The sequence below is a fragment of the Pseudomonas sp. UBT genome (assembly GCF_050915955.1).
In the GTDB taxonomy this organism is placed as follows: domain Bacteria; phylum Pseudomonadota; class Gammaproteobacteria; order Pseudomonadales; family Pseudomonadaceae; genus Aquipseudomonas; species Aquipseudomonas antarctica_A.
Genome location: NZ_CP168080.1, coordinates 261,619 through 280,662 on the forward strand (window position 1 = coordinate 261,619; position 19,044 = coordinate 280,662).

Here is a 19,044-nt window from a genome sequence, read left to right on the forward strand (position 1 = left end):
ACAAAAATTCGGGTGAGACAGCAACACCCCACTACCACCGCCGTTAAAGGAACCTTTCCGGGCCCCCTGTTACTCAGCGTAGGCAACATCACTCATTCATCTGAGGGATGGGCTTTCTGACACGCTGGTAAAAGGGCAACGCCATGATCAATGTTCCGCTGTTTACTGCTAACACCACCATCATTCGTCCCACTGAACTCAACCCGCAAAAAACCAAAGCCCCGCAGAGTCAGGAAACGATCGACAGCCTCCCGCCCAGTGCACCTGACGTTCGCCCTATCTCGTCGCGCTCACGTCGAGACTTGCAGAACCCCACCGTCGCACCTCGTCCATTAGAAGCGTCGGTGAGTCAGTTCGCCGGGGCCTTGGTCGACCAAAGTGACCGGCAACTGGCCATAGCCGCCGGCAATGGCTTGATCCGCGACAGGCTCAACAAAGACAAAGGCCTCTACGGTCGTTTAGACACGATTGATGTGCCCCCCGACTCGACTTTCGGCAAGGCCTGGGGGGAGCTGGCTGATGCGTTGAACTCAGAGCCTTTCAAATCGTTTGCATACGCCAAGAACATTGATCCTCTGAAGCTCTTTATCAATACCAGTGGAATGTTGAGTGCAATAACGAATAACAAACCCGTCGACTTCTACCTGGAACGAGATGCCGACTGGGCCGCCGCATCTTCTGCGGTCCTGGCCGCTGCAAAAAAATTGAACGGTAATGCCGCCGCGGTTGCTTTCTTCGGCCCGGATCTCGCATCGCCGACGACAGTGGCGAGATACTATGGAATACCATGGGGCAACATCACACGCGACGACGAGCTTTCCACCATCGAACAACTCTTGCGTGATGGAACGTTCCGCACGCTGAACAGCAACGACCCACTCGACGCCCCCATCAAACAGAAACAAAGAGCAGCCCGCCAGCGGATCGTGGATTTGTCACCGCAACAACTCAACCAACGGCTTGCACAGTTTGCACCGCCCACAGCCGCTCAAAAAGTTGAGGAAGCCGACCAGGCATTGGCGCAGTTGGTCGGCCGTGGAATGATGAAACTGGTACCCGAAACGAGTGACTACGAGACTTCGGTCACCCTGCAGGACATTCCAGAGTATTCAACCTTCAACCTGGTGCGCAAAAACCTGTTGACTGCGTTGACCGGCAGCACTTTTAGCACCTTTGCCCAAGAGAACAACCTCGACCCCACCAGCGTGCGCATCAACCCAGTCAGCGGTGTGCTCACGGGCAAAGTGAATGGCGTCAACACCACGTTCACCTTGAACGATGTATCCGGTTGGACCGATGTCTGGGGCGAGATACAGAATGCGGTACAACAGATGGCCGCCGGTTCTGAGGATGACGTTACCTACCCCGCCAGGAAGTCTGCGCGCCTGTATGAGGTCATGGCGTTTTACAACGAACCGCCTCCTCACCAAGAGGACACTCGGCGACAGGGCTGGCAGCAGCGCCAGCTTGCGGCCACGCTGGCCCGCATAGATGAGATGAGCCAAAACAAAGCTTTCAAGGCGCTGTTCGACGCCTCCCCCAGCGACCCCGCCTCCATCGCCGTACAGCAGCGCCAGCAGGCAGTGAAACAACAACTTGCAGACACACCGCTTACGGCCTCCCCCCTTGAAACCCTGGCCGCCGCCGTCAAGGCCAACACCAGCACGCCAGTAGAAACCGAAGAGACACGCGCAGACGTTTTGGCTAACGCCGAAAGTGAACTGGCAACCACTCTGCACGGTACGATGCTTGAGCTGAAAACCAACCCGACCCAGGCCGCCTCAAAAACCATCCAACCGATCCCGGCTAACAGCCTGTTTGGCCAGTGGAGGGACTACCTAAGCAAAGCGCTCAAGGGGCATGGTTTCATTGAATGGGCCAGCCAACAGAATATTGACCTGACGTCCCTGCGCTATGACCCCACAAGCCATGCGCTGATCGCCAAGGTCAATGGCGTTGACCAGCGCTTTACCGCCACCGACTTTGCGAAAAAGCACCCTGAGCATTTTGATGTACTCAATCCTGTATTGGAAGCCGCTGCTGTATTCGCGGCGCCTGGCAAACCGATCGCGCTGGTTAACGTCAACAGCAACAGCGCGCCATTCGAACGAGTGGCCATTTTTTACAGCATCAGTACCGCCCCCGGCAGCGACGCATTCGAGCAACAAACAGCGCTGATAGGCCGCTCTCAACAATTCCCCAGGCCTCCTGAAAACCCACAAAAAGTCGTAACCTGGCTGAACCAGCAAAAAACAGCACTGGGCAATAGCAACGACCGGTATGCGTTGATCCATGAGTTAAAGAATTGGAGCTCCGAGAGCGGCTCAAGACGCTTTATTGTCGACCCGTACTCAGACCACCAGCCTAAAAGCGTGACCACCGTTGCAGCATTCCTGTCCCACAAAGGCTGGTACCCAACGACCTCCAAGGCAGACAACGATAACTTGCTCGCAGCACTGCAAGCGCCTGTCCCACAGTCCCCTCCCCTGGGTAATCGCTGGGGGTTTCTGTCCACACAACTATCGCTGAGTACAGAGCAACGCGTTGCGGTGGCTGAGTTCGTGAAAACGTCCATTGGCGCGCATGACAACCTTCTCAGTTATCTGAGCGCCAACGTTACCGACCTCAGCGCCGACCCCGAACAGGCGCTGGCTCAACTCCTCTCCAGCGGTGCAGCGCTTGAGCTCGCCAGTAACCTGGAAACCGAGATGAGGGGCGCTGCCACCGTGATCAGCCTGAAACAATGGTTATTGACCGCGCTGGTGTTGGAGGTTGACCCGACGGCCGGCGCTCAACATAAGACTGTCGCCGGTATTGACTTGATGGGGGCTGCTTACTCAGGACAGAGTGCCAAGTTTATTCATGACCAGTTCATCCGGGACTTGGCTGCAAAAAAACGCATCCCCGCCAACCTTGAGCCCGTCATCGGGCGGTTGATGATGTCGGGTATGGCGCCACAACTGCTGGTAAAAGAGGTACCAAACACCGTGACCCTCGGCTCCCCGGAATGGGTCAGCTTTACGACAGCAGTGAACCGGATTGAGTGGGCAGCCCCCGGCGCCACGCTAGGCATGACTTACCAACAGGTCATGAATTACCACAACATCAACCCCATTTCAGCATTGGAAGCGCAGATCCAGAGCTACGCGCAGATGAACCCATTGCTGGATTGGGCGGCCCTCAATAACGACGTCAACAAGGACAACTACACATTAGAACAACTGAAAGACAGCCAGGTAAAACTTCAGGCACAAACGAAAGCAACCGCCGAAGCGATAAGCTGGCTGAGCCAGGTTGAAGCGCCCAATAGACGGAGCATGACACTTAAGGTTCTAAGAGAAGAATTGGGCGCCGACATCGATTATGAATCTCGGTTTATGGTGGAAAACGAAGCCTGGGGTGTAATCACCGGCCGCCACTATAGCCTCGCAGAAATCTATGAAGCCGGCAGACTGGATGAAAGCTGGATACAGGAAGGTCATCATGTGGATTTCGACCGCCTGCGTAACAGAGCAAAAGAGCCCGATTTCCCGGTTATCAACAACGACTTCGACAACGCCATAAAGCAAGACTTCAACCTGCGCAGGCGTCACACCGTGACGTTGTTCGAGCACATGCTCAGAAAACTGCCTGTAGAAGAGCGCAATAGTCTGCTCTATGGCGAAGTGGAGTTTTTGAATGTTGAGGGTGCCGCTAGCGGCATGGTGATGACGTCTGTCTACAAGGGCTTAAGAAGGGATTTTGCGGTGTATCCGGCAAGTGGCCAGATCGTAAGAATTGCCGACATTGACCCCTCAACACCACTTGGCAAAAAGGTCAGCCTCGAAATCGATGCGCAAGCGTTCAAAAATGGTACTGACCCCCAACAGGGCGTTAAATCCGACGTTGTATTGAGCATCACTGACCAGCACCTTCTCGATGACAACAACGAACCCTGGCCTTTGGAAGTCTCTTTCCCGGCCCGCACTGAAACCGACACGTTCTCCCCCCACTACGCGAGCGGGCGAATATCCAAGCTGGCCCGCGTCATGGTCGACTCGACCTACCTGAACAAAGCTCAGTTTCTAAACCTGCATCGCAATTGGTCGAGCAACACCCTTGAAACCGCTACAGAACCGAGTGATTTCTTCAAAGCTGTTTGGCATTCCCTGCCTGGGGCAAGCAGCCTCGAAGACCTTTACCACGGTGAGTTCCTCAAGGCAGGCGTAGACCTCGCCATTGATGTTGCGATCTACGTCGCCACAGAGGGCGCCGGCAAACTGTGGACCTTGGCAAAATCAGGCGCGAGCTGGGCGGCGGCCAAAGTCTCCGCCAAATTCATCGATAAGTTCGGGGCTAAAGAAACCGAAAGTATTGCCCTGACGGACATGACCGCCGCCCACACCTCGGAATCTCTTAACGCATTGAGCCGAATGCAGGGCGGCCATATTGCCGAGCAGACTGCGGACACGTTGACCCCAGCGGCTAACATGGCAGATGGCATGTTGAGTCGTGCAGGGGAACGGATCAAGCTCACCGCCATGCTCCAGGACGGAGAATGGTATTTCTATAACCCCAAAACCATGGCGACTGACGGACCAGCCCTGAAAGGCTTTGTCTCGGATACATCGTCAGCCCTGCGGCAGGAGACTTTCTCAGACGGTGCCCAAGCGCTGGTGGCTGAGAAACCCCTGACTGAAGACGCCTACACCATTCCCCGCGCCAATGGCTTCGACCTGGTCAATGAGGGCACGGTTTACCGTTACGACTCCGGCAAGCCCAACATCCTCACCGACCTGACGTCAGCCGATCACTACAAGCCTCTGGACGGCTTTGAGGCGTTCTGCCCAATTCCCTCGGTAGGCAACGGCAGAGTCAGGCGCGGAGCCAATGACACCTGTTTCTCCAAGGTAATCGGCAACGTCAGCGGCGAACCGAACCGGGAACTTCAAGCGCTTGAACACGTACGCTTGTTTCCCTCGGAGCCAAAGCTGTTTAAGAAAGATCAATTTGTCATTTTCGAGCGACGCCGTTTCAAAATGGTCGACGGCGAAATGGGCCCCCAACTTAAACCCGTGCTGGATAACAAGCCCATTGCCTATAAAACGCAGATTAAAGGCAGCATTAAGCATGACCCTCAATTTGGCCTTTACGCCGGCCAAACGTCAGATGCACTGGCGCGCGAGAGCCGCGTGGTCAAGCTCAACAGCATCAGCACGATGTGCGACGACAAACGCGAAGTGCGCGGCATAATCATTGACGATTTGCGCGCCGGCAGCGCCGATAAATACCTGGTGATAGAAGCGGATACAGCCGAGTTCTACTACGCGAAACTGAACAACGCAGCCACTGGCGAACTGACGTTTACAAAATGCACGCCCCTCGAATTACCGCTGGTCCAGGGCTACAGGAATAAACTCAGCATCCGACAAGGTGCCTCCAAGACGCCATTTGACGCCAATTTCATCGTACTGCCGAAACTCGACGCCGCATTTAAAGAGCTTGAACGTTCGGGTTACTCGAAAAGCGAGATCGATGAATTAAAAGCTTTCAGCAAAAGCCTAACAAAGGAACAGCAACGCGAAGTTCTCTACCAACTCCAGCGAACTAAAGCGATCGGTAAGGCGGATATCGCCCTCAAGCCGATTCGAGTGCAAGCACTGACCAAGCCTGCCGGCTTCGCGACGTGGACGGCCGAGCAGCAAAACAAATTCTACGCGCAACAAGCCAAATCCAACGTGAACCGTGACCTGAAAGCCACAGGGTTAGGCCCCAGCAACCAAGTGCGATCAGCGGCAGATCAAGCGCGCGCGGACGCTGCGAATATGACCCTTAATTGGTTGCGTCATACCGTTGCTCCTGATGCGTTGAGTTACTCAAACCTGGTGTTGAAGTCCGGCGCCGGGAACTGTGGAGAAATGGCCTTGGTCTCAAAAGACATTATTACAAAAAGCGGTGGCCGCGCTTACGAATGGACGGCGTCAGACGCTCATGTGTTCACCGTGGTAGGTGGCCCCTCTGAATTGCCGGCAGGTACCGTCGACTTCTCGGGCCCTGCCTGGGCGGATGCCTGGATTGTCGACCCGTGGGCGGATATCGCGTGCCCCGCCCGCGAGTACACGCAGAAAGTGAAAGAGGTCATGACCCGCTGGGCAGATGAAGGTCTGAAGATCCTGGAGGGGCGTGGGCCAATCAGCCCTCTGGACAAGAACTGGATGAACGCGCTCGTCGTCAAACCAAAGACGCCCTACTCTCACGGTTACAACCGCACCTAAAACCCAACCGCGCCGGGCAAAAGCGACTGTTGCGAAATGACAGTGCTTTTCGCTCGGTCCCGGGTAAACCGTTTCAGCCAAGCCCGCGAGGAGTGCAAAAAAGTATCAGTCCCAGTGCGCCCAAGGATTTGTCATATCCCCATTTGAAGGCTGTAATCAACGCACACTCTTCCTGACTGCTTGTAGGAAGACACAACAACAATAACTGTCCTTCCGTAGCCCTTGGGCGCGGAAATGGAGTGCGCGATGAAGTTCACAGCAAAAGCTCTGCTTACCTGTTCTTGCATGACTGTATGCATGACCCTCAGCGCCGTCAGTCTTGGCGCGCAAACCCTGACCATTGCCACCGTCAACAACAGCGACATGATCCGCATGCAAAAACTCTCGAAAACCTTCGAGACCGAGCATCCGGACATCAAGCTGAACTGGGTGGTGCTCGAAGAAAACGTGCTGCGCCAACGCCTGACCACCGACATCGCCACCCAGGGCGGACAGTTCGATGTATTGACCATCGGCATGTACGAAGCTGCACTCTGGGGCGCCAAGGGCTGGCTGGAGCCGATGAAAGACCTGCCGGCGTCCTACGACCTCGACGATGTGTTCCCTTCAGTACGTGACGGTTTATCCGTCAAAGGTTCGCTGTACGCCCTGCCGTTCTATGCCGAGAGCTCGATCACCTACTACCGCACCGACCTGTTCAATGACGCCGGGCTGACCATGCCTGAGCACCCGACCTGGACCCAGATCGGTGAATTCGCGGCAAAACTCACCGACAAAACCAAAGAGCAATACGGCCTGTGCCTGCGCGGTAAAGCCGGTTGGGGCGAGAACATGGCGCTGATCACCACCCTGGCCAACGGCTACGGTGCGCGCTGGTTCGATGAGAAGTGGCAGCCGGAATTCAATGGCCCAGAGTGGAAGGACGCGCTGAACTTCTACGTCGACAACATGAAGAAATCCGGCCCACCGGGAGCTTCCAGCAACGGTTTCAACGAAAACCTGGCGCTGTTCAACAGCGGCAAGTGCGCGATCTGGGTCGATGCCAGCGTGGCCGGCTCGTTCGTGACCGACAAAACCCAGAGCAAGGTGTCCGATCATGTCGGCTTCACCTTCGCCCCACACGAGAAAACCGACAAGGGCACGTCGTGGCTGTACTCCTGGTCCCTGGCTATTCCGACCAGTTCCAAAGCCAAGGACGCCGCCAAGGTGTTCACCAGTTGGGCCACTTCCAAGGAATACAGCCAACTGGTCGCCAAGACCGACGGCATTGCCAACGTACCGCCAGGTACGCGCAAGTCGACCTACAGCGACGAGTACATGAAGGCGGCGCCGTTCGCCAAAGTGACCCTCGAATCGCTGAAAGTCGCCGACCCGACCAAACCGACCCTCAAGCCAGTGCCGTATATCGGTATCCAGTTGGTGACCATTCCTGAATTCCAGGCGATTGGTACCCAGGTCGGCAAGTTCTTCTCGGGCGCGCTGACCGGTCAGCAAACGGTGGATCAAGCCTTGACCGCCGCGCAGACCACCACCGAGCGTGAAATGAAGCGGGCGGGTTATCCCAAGTAAAGCAGGCTAGCCACTGTCAATGTGGGGACCCGTTTCATGTGGGAGCTGCTTTAGGTGGGCGCTGGCTTGCCTGCGATGCAGACACCTCGGTCTGTCAGTTAAGCCGAGTGGATGCCATCGCAGGCAAGCCAGCTCCCACAAAAGCCCGCTCCCACATTGACCGCGCTTCGACTCTCGTTCTGCATGTACCTGACTGGTTCTGACCCTATGAATACCAACACTGCCCAAGTGCAAACCACCACGCAGGAAAAGCCGCGCAAAAGCCGCCTGGCCAACCCCGGCTGGTTCCTCGTCAGCCCCTCGGTGGCCTTGCTGCTGCTGTGGATGATCGTGCCGCTGGGCATGACGCTGTACTTTTCGCTGATCCGCTACAACCTGCTCTACCCCGGCGAAAACCAATTCGTGGGGCTGGAGAACTTCACCTACTTCATCACCGACTCGGGCTTCCTGCCCGGCGCCACCAATACCCTGTTGCTGGTTGGCAGCGTGCTGCTGATCAGCGTGGTGTTCGGCGTGCTGATCAGTGCCCTGCTCGAGGCCAGTGAGTTTTTTTGTCGCGGGGTGGTGCGGGTGTTATTGATTTCGCCGTTCTTCATCATGCCCACCGTCGGTGCGCTGATCTGGAAGAACCTGATTTTCCACCCGGTGTCGGGCGTGCTCGCCGCCGTGTGGAAGTTGTTCGGCGCCGAGCCCGTGGACTGGCTGGCGCACTACCCGTTGCTGTCGATCATCATCATTGTGTCGTGGCAATGGCTGCCCTTCGCCATTCTGCTGTTGATGACCGCCATGCAGTCCCTCGACCAGGAACAAAAGGAAGCCGCACGCCTGGACGGTGCCGGTGCCATCGCGATCTTCTGGCACCTGACCTTGCCCCACCTGGCCCGCCCGATTGCCGTGGTGGTGATGATCGAAACCATCTTCCTGCTCTCGGTGTTCGCCGAGATTTTCACCACCACCAACGGTGGCCCCGGCTACGCCTCGACCAACCTCGCCTACCTGATCTACAACCAGGCGCTGGTGCAGTTCGACGTGGGCATGGCCTCGGCCGGCGGCTTGATTGCCGTGGTCATCGCCAATATCGCGGCGATCATCCTGGTGCGGATGATCGGCAAAAACCTGACTGACAAGCCTTGAGGGCCGCGCCATGACGCTTCAACAATCCCGCCGCCTGCAAAGCCTGCTGCTCGGCACCCTGGCCTGGGCCATTGCGATCCTGATTTTCTTCCCGATCTTCTGGATGGTACTGACCAGTTTCAAGACCGAAATCGACGCGTTCGCCACGCCGCCGCAGTTCATCTTCACGCCGACGCTGGAGAACTACCTGCACATCAACGAGCGCAGCAACTACTTCGCCTACGCCTGGAACTCGGTGGTGATTTCGTTCAGCGCCACTGCCCTGTGCCTGCTGATCTCGGTGCCGGCCGCCTACTCCATGGCGTTCTACGAAACCCAGCGCACCAAGGGCACGCTGCTGTGGATGCTGTCGACCAAGATGCTGCCGCCGGTGGGCGTACTGATGCCGATCTACCTGCTGGCCAAGAGCTTTGGCCTGCTCGATACGCGCATTGCGCTGATCATCATCTACACCCTGATCAACCTGCCGATTGTGGTGTGGATGGTTTACACCTACTTCAAGGACATCCCCAAAGACATCCTCGAAGCCGCCCGCCTGGATGGTGCCACGCTGTGGCAGGAAATGGTCCGCGTGCTGCTGCCGATTGCCAAGGGTGGCCTGGCTTCCACCGTGTTGCTGTCGCTGATCCTGTGCTGGAACGAGGCGTTCTGGTCGTTGAACCTGACCTCGTCCAACGCCGCGCCACTGACCGCACTGATCGCCTCCTACTCCAGCCCCGAAGGTTTGTTCTGGGCCAAATTGTCTGCCGTCTCGACCCTGGCCTGTGCGCCGATCCTGATTTTTGGCTGGATCAGCCAGAAACAGCTGGTGCGCGGTTTGTCCTTCGGCGCCGTGAAATAACGGCTGCTCTCTAACAAAAACGAATTTAGACGTGGAGGCCCATCCCATGGCCAACCTGAAAATCAAGAATCTGCAAAAAGGCTTCGAAGGCTTTTCCATCATCAAGGGCATTGACCTGGAAGTGAACGACAAGGAATTCGTGGTCTTTGTCGGCCCGTCCGGCTGCGGTAAATCCACCCTGCTGCGTTTGATCGCGGGCCTTGAAGAAGTCACCGAAGGCACCATCGAACTCGATGGCCGCGACATCACCGAAGTTACCCCGGCCAAGCGCGACCTGGCGATGGTGTTCCAGACCTACGCGTTGTACCCGCATATGAGCGTGCGCAAGAACATGTCGTTTGCCCTCGACCTGGCCGGCGTGGACAAGAAGCTGGTGGAAAGCAAAGTCAGCGAAGCGGCGCGCATCCTCGAACTCGGCCCGTTGCTGGAGCGCAAGCCCAAGCAGCTGTCCGGCGGCCAGCGTCAGCGGGTGGCCATCGGCCGCGCGATTGTGCGTAACCCGAAGATCTTTCTGTTCGACGAACCGCTGTCCAACCTCGACGCCGCCCTGCGCGTGCAGATGCGCCTGGAACTGGCGCGCCTGCATAAAGAACTGCAGGCGACCATGATCTACGTGACCCACGACCAGGTCGAGGCCATGACCCTGGCGGACAAAGTCGTCGTGCTGAACAGTGGCCGTATCGAACAAGTCGGCTCGCCGCTGGAGCTGTACCACCAGCCGGCCAACCTGTTTGTGGCGGGTTTTCTTGGCACGCCGAAAATGGGCTTCCTCAAGGGCAAGGTCACCCGCGTTGAGGGCCAGGGCTGCGAAGTACAGCTGGACGCCGGCACCCGGATCAGCCTGCCGCTCAGTGGTGCCAGCTTGAGCGTGGGCAGCGCGGTGACCCTGGGCATTCGCCCGGAACACCTGGAAATTGCCTCGCCCGGCCAAACCACGCTGACCGTCACTGCCGACGTCGGCGAACGCCTGGGCAGCGACACTTTCTGCCACGTCATCACTGCCAACGGCGAGCCGTTGACGATGCGGATTCGCGGCGACATGGCCAGCCAATATGGCGAAACGCTGCACCTGCACCTGGACCCGGCGCACTGCCATCTGTTCGACACCGACGGCGTGGCCGTGGCCCGACCACTGCGCGCTGCCGCCTGATTTCGCGAGATTTGTGATGAAACTGAATAAACAGAACCTCACCCAACTGGCGCCGGAAGTAAAAATTCCGGCCTACGCGATTGCCAGCACTACGCAGGGTATCGCGCATATCGGCGTCGGTGGTTTCCACCGCGCACACCAGGCGTATTACACCGATGCCTTGATGAATACCGGCGCTGGCCTTGACTGGAGCATCTGCGGCATCGGCCTGCGTGCCGAGGACCGCAAGGCTCGCGACGACCTGGCCGGCCAGGATTACCTGTTCACCTTGTATGAGCTGGGCGATACCGACGACACCGAGGTGCGCGTGATCGGCGCCATCAGCGACATGCTGCTGGCCGAAGACGGCGCTCAAGCACTGATCGACAAGCTGGCCAGCCCCGAGATTCGCATCGTCTCGCTGACCATCACCGAAGGCGGCTACTGCATCGACGACAGCAACGGCGAATTCATGGCCCACCTGCCGCAGATCCAGCACGACCTGGCGCACCCTGAGTCACCGAAAACCGTGTTCGGCTTTATCTGCGCGGCGCTAACCCAGCGCCGTGCGGCCGGCACTGCGGCGTTCACCGTAATGTCCTGCGATAACCTGCCGCACAATGGCGGCGTCACGCGCAAGGCACTGCTGGCCTTTGCTGCCCTGCACAACGCCGAGCTGCATGACTGGATCAAGGCCAACGTGAGCTTCCCGAACGCCATGGTCGACCGCATCACGCCCATGACCAGCACCGCCCACCGTCTGCAGTTGCATGATGACCACGGCATCGACGATGCCTGGCCAGTGGTGTGCGAACCCTTTGTGCAGTGGGTGCTGGAAGACAAATTCGTCAACGGTCGCCCGGCCTGGGAAACAGTCGGCGTGCAGTTCACCGACGACGTCACGCCCTACGAAGAGATGAAGATCGGCCTGCTCAATGGCAGCCACCTGGCCCTGACCTACCTGGGTTTTCTGAAGGGTTACCGGTTTGTTCACGAAACCATGAATGACCCGGTGTTTGTCGCCTACATGCGTGCCTACATGGACCTGGACGTCACACCGAACCTGGCGCCGGTGCCGGGCATCGACCTGACGGCGTACAAGCAAACCCTGGTGGATCGTTTCTCCAACCAGGCAATTGCCGACCAGTTGGAGCGCGTGTGTTCCGATGGCTCGTCGAAGTTTCCGAAATTCACTGTGCCAACCATCAATCGTTTGATCGCGGACGGGCGCGAGACGGAGCGTGCCGCACTGGTTGTGGCCGCTTGGGCGTTGTACCTCAAAGGTGTCGATGAGAATGGCGTGGCCTACACGATTCCGGACCCGCGCGCACAGTTCTGCCAGGGCCTGGTCAGTGATGAGGCACTGATCAGCCAACGGTTACTGGGTGTTGAGGAGATTTTTGGCACGGCTATTCCCAAGTCAGCGGAGTTTGTGGCAGCGTTCGAGCGGTGTTATCAAAGCCTTCGAGATCAGGGCGTGACGAAGACCTTGGAAGGTCTGCTCGCCAAGATTAACTGACTGAACCGGATCAAAATGTGGGAGCGGGCTTGCTCGCGAATGCGGTGTTTCAGTCAATTTATTCTTCACTGACTCACCGCTTTCGCGAGCAAGCCCGCTCCCACATTGATCACATTTTCAATCCAACAATACTGCTGAGCACTCCACCATGACCCAGCAAAACCTCTACCTCGGCATCGACTGTGGCACCCAAGGTACCAAGGCCATCGTCCTCGACGCTTCCAGCGGCAAGGTGCTGGGCCTGGGCGCCGCCGCGCATACGCTGATCAGCGGCGCCAATGGCCGTCGCGAACAGCACACCCAGGAATGGCTGGACGCCTTCACCGAGGCCACCCACCGTGCTCTGCAACAGGCAGGTGTGGATGGCCAGGACATCCTCGGCATCGGCGTCTCCGGCCAGCAACACGGCCTGGTTTTGCTGGATGACCAAGGCCAGGTGCTGCGCCCGGCCAAACTCTGGTGCGATACCGAAAGCGCGCCGGAAAACGACCGCCTGCTGGCGTATCTGGGTGGCGAGAATGGCTCGCTGGAACGCCTCGGCGTGGCGATTGCACCGGGTTACACCGTGTCGAAACTGCTCTGGACCCGCGAACAACACCCGGACGTGTTCGCCCGCATCGCCCATGTCCTGCTGCCCCACGACTACCTCAACTACTGGCTGACCGGCCGTGCCGTCGCGGAGTACGGCGATGCATCAGGCACCGGCTACTTCAACGTGCGCACCCGTGAATGGGATGTGGCACTGCTCAAACACATCGACCCGAGCGGCCGCCTGGAAGCGGCGCTGCCGGCCTTGATCGAAGCACATCAAGCGGTGGGCACGATTCTGCCCGCCATCGCCGAACGCCTGGGCATCAACCCCAACGCCGTCGTCTCCAGCGGTGGCGGCGACAATATGATGGGCGCCATCGGCACGGGCAATATCGCCCCCGGTGTCATCACCATGAGCCTGGGCTCATCCGGCACCGTGTATGCGTTTGCCGACCAGCCGAATGTGAGCCCGCAAGCCTCGGTCGCGACCTTCTGCTCCTCCAGCGGCGGTTGGCTGCCCTTGATCTGCACCATGAACCTGACCAACGCTACCGGGGTGATTCGCGAGCTGTTCGAGCTGGACCTGGCGGCGTTCAACGCGTTGGTCGCCCAAGCGCCGATCGGCGCCGATGGCGTGAGCATGCTGCCCTTCCTCAACGGCGAACGTGTGCCCGCCCTGCCCCACGCCACCGGCAGTGTGCACGGCCTGACCATGACCAATCTGACCCGCGCCAACCTGTGCCGCGCGGTGGTCGAGGGCACTACCTTTGGCCTGCGTTATGGCCTGGACCTGCTGCGCCAGACCGGCCTGCAAGGCCAGAGCATCCGCCTGATCGGCGGCGGCTCGAAAAGCCCGGTGTGGCGCCAGATGGTTGCCGATATCATGAACACCGAAGTGGTCTGCACTGAACAAAGTGAAGCGGCGGCCCTGGGCGCGGCGATCCAGGCAGCCTGGAGCCAATCCGGCGAGCCCCTGGCCAGCCTGTGCGACAAATGCGTAAGCGTCGATCCGGCCAGCCGCACGCTGCCGTCGGCCGACAATGTAAGCGCCTATCAACACGCCTACGAGCGCTATCAACAGCTCGTGGCAACCCTTTAAGAGCGAACGACTATGTATCTGGTGTGTGGCGAAGCGCTGTTCGATTTTTTCAGTGAAGAGGATGCCAGCGGGCAGGCCTCCAAGGTCAATTACAAAGCGATTGCCGGCGGTTCGCCGTTCAACGTGGCCGTGGGTTTGCGCCGCCTGGGTATCGAGGCCGGGCTGTTCGGCGGTTTGTCCACCGACTTCCTCGGGCGCCGCTTGCTGCAAGTGCTCAGGGACGAAGGGGTGAGTGAGCAATTCCTGGTGGAGTTCGCCGCGCCGACCACACTGGCGATGGTCGCCGTGGGTGCCAATGGCACGCCGCAATACAGCTTTCGCGGCGAAGGCTGCGCTGACCGCCAGCTGGAGGTCGCGCACCTGCCCACACTAGGCGACGAGATTCGCGGGGTGCATATCGGCTCGTTTTCGCTGGTGGTGCAGCCGATTGGTGACACGTTGCTGAGCCTGGTCAAGCGCGAAAGCGGCAAGCGCCTGATCAGCCTCGATCCCAACGTACGGCTGAACCCGCAGCCGGATATCCAGCTGTGGCGTGACCGCGTGGCCGAACTGGTCAAGCACGCCGACCTGATCAAAGTCAGCGATGAAGACTTGCACCTGCTCTACCCCGATCAATCGCCGGAAAGTGTCCTGCAAGGCTGGCTGCAACACCGCTGCCAACTGGTGTTCCTCACCCGTGGCGGCGAAGGCGCTACGGTGTTCAGCCGCCAGCACGGCACATGGTCTGCTCCGGCGGTCAACGTGGTGATGGCCGATACGGTCGGGGCCGGGGACACCTTCCAGGCGGCGTTGATTGCCTGGTTGACCGAGCAGCAGCTGGATTCGGTGCAAGGCCTGCACCAGCTCACACGTGCGCAGATCGACAGTATGCTGGGCTTTGCGATCCGCGCCGCGGCGTTGACCTGCAGCAAGACCGGGCCGGACTTGCCGTATCGAAAACAGCTCGGCTGAACACACGTTCATGAAGGTTTTGTCAGTTAGGCCACAATTAATCCAAGGTTAATCCCGCCAGCCGATCGTGAAGTTGACCGCACTCACCGCCCCCGGGCCCGTGCGGCCGCCGGTGCATCGTGTTGATGCGCCCGCGAACGACTTGCGGAGAACCCTCATGAAACTGCGTACTTTAGTTTTTACCGGCACCTTGGCCCTGGCAGCGGTCTCGGGCATGGCCCAGGCCGACACCCAGACGGCTGCCAGCAAGCCAGTGCCTTATCAATACGGCATGCCCTTGAACATCGACAAAGTGATTGCCATGCACGAGACCGACACTAATGTGTGCAAGGTCATCAACGCTGATATCAAGTTCGTCGATAAAGCCGGCAAAATCGAAGATGTGGGCTATCGGAAGATGTCCGAAGCCTGCGATTTTCAGAATTGAGACGGTAGCGACGCTCTCCTTTAACGGCGCTCCGCCACCCGGCCCCTGAAAAGAGCCGGGGCGGGCCTGCGCCACTTCACTCAAACGAGCAGATCTCCTACAAATACGTGGGTATTTTCGGCTACCCGCCAAGAAAAAACTGAATGGCATGTAGGACCTGTCTGCCAATCGTTACGTTAATCCATAGTTAATATCGGTAAACAACAGTGCGTCCTACCGCCCCTGGCAGCCTCTGCTGTTACCCGGGTCGGGCCTCCCGTTCATCACGTCGATGAACAGACCACTGTGGAAGAGAACACTGATGAAAACACAAACCCTGGTTACCCTCGCCAGCACCTTGGCGCTGGCCGCCGTATCGGCGTTCACCCAAGCCAATGAGCAACCGGTGCCTTATCACTACGGCAAGACCATGGACGTTCAAAAAGTAATTGCCATGACCGAGCCTCAGGTCACTGAATGCCAGGTGATCAATGCATCAATCAAGTTCGTGGACAAGGCCGGCGAAGTGCACTACGTGAGCTACCCGAAGATGTCCCAGGCTTGCCTGTTTCAGAGCTGAAATGCGGCGAAAAAACCCGTATTGGGCCTGGCGTTTATCCAGGCCCACAGGTCTTCGGTGACTCAACCTCAAACTACCACCTAGTAATAGCCGCGCGCTCCGACTCTTTGCAGAGCGGGTGCATGGGTGTGCTTGAGGTCTTCGCGCAACCCGCTGATGAGGTTGCAAATGGCTCGACTGCTGTCGAGTTTATCGGCGTTTATGCCTTTGACTTCCAAATCCACTCGGTCGCGGTCACGGTCGTCATAGACCCTGATCGTCAGCGAAGCATCTTCGGCTTTGGTGCATTCGCACCGTTTGGGCAGGAAACTTCCTTCAATAATGCTGCGAAGTTCTAATTCCGAAAGCATGGCCAACCTCTCCTTTTATGAGACTGCCAACAGATTATTGTGTATCCGGCAGACGCTTGCCTGCCGCGCCTTACCGACCCTGGAAGGCGCTTACCTTCATCAGCGTACTCGGCAAAATCGACTCTTGTTGTAACTTTTCCTCATAAGCGGCAGGCCCATTTATATAACTCAGTTTACGCAGCGCGAATCATCGCCGAACAGCGTCGATTAAACGTTTATGCACTAACTTGCACCTTGCGCCGCCACTCTTTCAGCAACATGTCGCAAACTATCAAAGTTGATATTGGCACCGGAATTCACCGCCACCAGGGTCTGCCCGCGCACGCCTTTTTGGCCGACATAGCGGCGAATGCCTGCTACCGCCAGCGCGCCAGAGGGCTCGGTGATGGAGCGCGTGTCGTCGTAGATCAATTTGATGGCACTGCACAATTCGTCGTTGCTGACGGTGACGACCTCATCCACCCAGTCACGGCAGATTTCAAAACCAAAGGCGCCGATCTGCGCCACTGCGGTGCCATCGGCAAACCCGTCGACACTCGGCAGCACCACTCGCTCACCGGCGCGCAGGGCCGCCAACAGGCAACTGGAGCCTTTGGGCTCGACGCCGATGATGCGTACCTCCGGGCGCAGGTATTTCACGTAAGCGGCAATCCCGGCAATCAGGCCACCGCCGCCCACCGGCACAAAGATCGCGTCCAGCGGTCCCTGTTGCTGGCGCAAGATTTCCATTGCCACGGTGCCTTGGCCAGCGATCACGTCCGGGTCGTCAAAAGGCGAGACAAACGTGCACCCCGAGCTCTCGGCCAATTGCAACGCATGGGCCAGGGCAAACGGAAAGCTCTCCCCATACAACACCGCTTCGGCACCCCGCGAGCGTACACCCAGCACCTTCAACTCCGGTGTGCTGCACGGCATGACGATACGGGCCTTGATCCCCAACTCCCGCGCCGCCAGCGCCACGCCTTGCGCATGGTTACCGGCCGATGCCGTCACGACACCGCGGGCTTTTTGCTCAGGCGTAAGCTGCACGAGCTTGTTGTAGGCGCCACGAATCTTGAAGGAAAAAGTCGGTTGCAGGTCTTCGCGCTTGAGCAATACCTGGTTGCCGAGCAACATCGACAGCGCAGGAGCCAGTTGCAGCGGGGTACGCACCGCCAGGTCATAGACCGGGGCGGCGAGGATCTTTTTCACGTAGTGCTCAAGCAGTCCAGGGTCGGCGGAGTGGGTCGCTGTGCAGGTGCTCATGGGTGTCTCCTGGCATTTTGTAAAGGGCACTGGAGACGGAAAAACAAAACCCGCCTCTAGGGCGGGTTTGGGTGCAGCCGTGCGCTATCCCGCCAAATGAGGAATGGCGGTAATAATGCTTGGCTGGCTGCGGAAGGCTTGAAAAGTCATGCAACGAAATTAACCGGCGATTACCGGGCAAGTCAATGCTCAACCACCTTTCAGCGCGCCGGGGTTTACGAGGGATATACGAAACGTATACGCTTTGTATATCCACATAGCACAGTGAACCTCATGGGCATCGTCAAGATCACCGACCAACTGCACGAACAACTGCGCCTGGCCAGCGCCGCCATGGACCGCTCCATCAACGCCCAGGCCGAGTTCTGGATCAAGATTGGCCTGCTCGCCGAACTCAACCCGCACCTGCCCTACAACGAGCTGATCAACAAGCTGTTGTTGGACAAACCCGACCTGATCCGGGGGCGCAGCTGATGATCAAGACTGCCGCTCAACTGGCCGTCATGCGCGAATCCGGGCGCCTGCTGGCCCAGGTGTTCACCATGCTCGACGGGTTTGTCGCCGCCGGACGCTCCACTTTGGAGCTGGACAGCGCTGTCGAAGCCTTCATCCGCAATGACTTGAACGCCCGCCCGGCGAGCCTCGGGCAATACGACTACCCGTTTTGCATCAACACCTCGATCAATGAGGTAGTGTGCCATGGCATGCCGAGCGCCAAGGAAATCCTCAAGGACGGCGATATCATCAACATCGACATTACCCTGGAAAAAGGCGGCTTTATCGCCGACTCCAGCAAGATGTACATGATCGGCAACGTGGCGCCCAAAGCGCAGCGGCTGGTGGAAAAGACCTTCGAGGCGATGTGGGCCGGCATTCGCCAGGTTCGGCCCGGCGCCCGCCTGGGAGATATCGGCCATGCGATCCAGAGCCATGCGCAGGCCAACGGCTACAGCGTCGTGCGTGAATATTGCGGCCATGGTATCGGCCGTGAAATGCACGAAGAACCGCAGATCCTGCACTTCGGTCGGCCTGGCACCGGGCTCGAACTGCGCGAAGGCATGGTCTTTACCATTGAGCCCATGCTCAACCAGGGCAGCGCCAAAGTGCGCAGCCTCAAAGACGGCTGGACAGTGGTGACCAAGGACAACAGTCTCTCAGCGCAGTGGGAACACACGGTAGCAGTGACAGCCTCGGGATTCGAAATACTGACCCTGCAGCCAGCCGTCTGAACGGCACACACGTGTGAGAGCTGGCTTGCCTGCGATACAGGCGGCGCGGTGTTTCAGACGTTCTGCGGTGATGCCATCGCAGCCTAGGTATCTACCTATCTTTTTTACGGGTTGAGTGCTGTGGTTGTCGGGGGGCGCTGAGTGCATATCCGTTGTTTGGGTAACGGCTGATATGGGTTCCGCCCTTACGGCGGGTCACTTTGGAAA

The 19,044-nt window shown here is 58.4% G+C and carries 14 protein-coding genes; 12 read left to right on the forward strand and 2 right to left on the reverse strand.

The annotated features are described in order from the left end of the window. The first annotated feature begins 143 nt into the window (after positions 1-143). The 10 genes from ACDZ94_RS24220 to ACDZ94_RS24265 all read left to right on the forward strand — a co-directional run bounded on the left by ACDZ94_RS24220 (position 144) and on the right by ACDZ94_RS24265 (position 16,013). Positions 144-6,254 (forward strand): hypothetical protein, encoded by a 6,111-nt coding sequence (locus ACDZ94_RS24220; RefSeq protein WP_432751558.1) that lies wholly within the window; start codon positions 144-146, stop codon positions 6,252-6,254. A 285-nt stretch (positions 6,255-6,539) separates the two neighbouring features. Continuing rightward, positions 6,540-7,823, forward strand: coding sequence for an ABC transporter substrate-binding protein (locus ACDZ94_RS24225; protein WP_432751559.1), 1,284 nt, complete (start codon positions 6,540-6,542; stop codon positions 7,821-7,823). A 207-nt stretch (positions 7,824-8,030) separates the two neighbouring features. After that, entirely contained in the window at positions 8,031-8,957 is a 927-nt protein-coding gene (locus ACDZ94_RS24230; RefSeq protein ID WP_432751560.1) for a carbohydrate ABC transporter permease, read from the forward strand. 10 nt (positions 8,958-8,967) lie between these two features. Next, positions 8,968-9,798 carry a carbohydrate ABC transporter permease gene (locus ACDZ94_RS24235; protein WP_016968929.1) on the forward strand — a complete coding sequence of 277 codons (831 nt, stop codon included), beginning with the start codon at positions 8,968-8,970 and terminating at the stop codon, positions 9,796-9,798. 46 nt (positions 9,799-9,844) lie between these two features. Then, positions 9,845-10,948 carry an ABC transporter ATP-binding protein gene (locus tag ACDZ94_RS24240; RefSeq protein ID WP_064452172.1) on the forward strand — a complete coding sequence of 368 codons (1,104 nt, stop codon included), beginning with the start codon at positions 9,845-9,847 and terminating at the stop codon, positions 10,946-10,948. 16 nt (positions 10,949-10,964) lie between these two features. Next, positions 10,965-12,446 carry a mannitol dehydrogenase family protein gene (locus tag ACDZ94_RS24245; protein WP_432751561.1) on the forward strand — a complete coding sequence of 494 codons (1,482 nt, stop codon included), beginning with the start codon at positions 10,965-10,967 and terminating at the stop codon, positions 12,444-12,446. A gap of 148 nt (positions 12,447-12,594) precedes the next feature. Beyond that, positions 12,595-14,076 (forward strand): xylulokinase, encoded by a 1,482-nt coding sequence (xylB, locus tag ACDZ94_RS24250; RefSeq protein WP_432751562.1) that lies wholly within the window; start codon positions 12,595-12,597, stop codon positions 14,074-14,076. A gap of 12 nt (positions 14,077-14,088) precedes the next feature. Beyond that, complete coding sequence (locus ACDZ94_RS24255; RefSeq protein ID WP_064452169.1) at positions 14,089-15,027, forward strand: carbohydrate kinase family protein; 939 nt, start codon at positions 14,089-14,091, stop codon at positions 15,025-15,027. A gap of 157 nt (positions 15,028-15,184) precedes the next feature. Further along, complete coding sequence (locus ACDZ94_RS24260; protein ID WP_262667769.1) at positions 15,185-15,454, forward strand: DUF2790 domain-containing protein; 270 nt, start codon at positions 15,185-15,187, stop codon at positions 15,452-15,454. A 301-nt stretch (positions 15,455-15,755) separates the two neighbouring features. Next, positions 15,756-16,013 carry a DUF2790 domain-containing protein gene (locus tag ACDZ94_RS24265; protein ID WP_064452167.1) on the forward strand — a complete coding sequence of 86 codons (258 nt, stop codon included), beginning with the start codon at positions 15,756-15,758 and terminating at the stop codon, positions 16,011-16,013. An 80-nt stretch (positions 16,014-16,093) separates the two neighbouring features. Here the strand turns inward: ACDZ94_RS24265 and ACDZ94_RS24270 are convergent, their stop codons facing one another. Both ACDZ94_RS24270 and ilvA read right to left on the reverse strand, forming a co-directional pair. Beyond that, positions 16,094-16,363, reverse strand: a complete 270-nt coding sequence (locus ACDZ94_RS24270; RefSeq protein ID WP_064452166.1) for a DUF1652 domain-containing protein — start codon at positions 16,361-16,363, stop codon at positions 16,094-16,096. A gap of 222 nt (positions 16,364-16,585) precedes the next feature. Next, positions 16,586-17,608, reverse strand: a complete 1,023-nt coding sequence (gene ilvA, locus ACDZ94_RS24275; protein ID WP_432751563.1) for a threonine ammonia-lyase, biosynthetic — start codon at positions 17,606-17,608, stop codon at positions 16,586-16,588. Positions 17,609-17,881: 273 nt separating this feature from the next. On the opposite strand from ilvA, the gene ACDZ94_RS24280 reads away from it, so the two are divergent. Continuing rightward, positions 17,882-18,082, forward strand: a complete 201-nt coding sequence (locus ACDZ94_RS24280; protein WP_003190946.1) for a ParD-like family protein — start codon at positions 17,882-17,884, stop codon at positions 18,080-18,082. Then, a complete protein-coding gene (gene map, locus ACDZ94_RS24285) occupies positions 18,082-18,837 on the forward strand; it encodes a type I methionyl aminopeptidase (RefSeq protein WP_064452165.1) in 756 nt (251 codons plus the stop codon). Before ACDZ94_RS24280 ends, map begins: the two co-directional genes overlap by 1 nt. Positions 18,838-19,044: the final 207 nt, after the last annotated feature.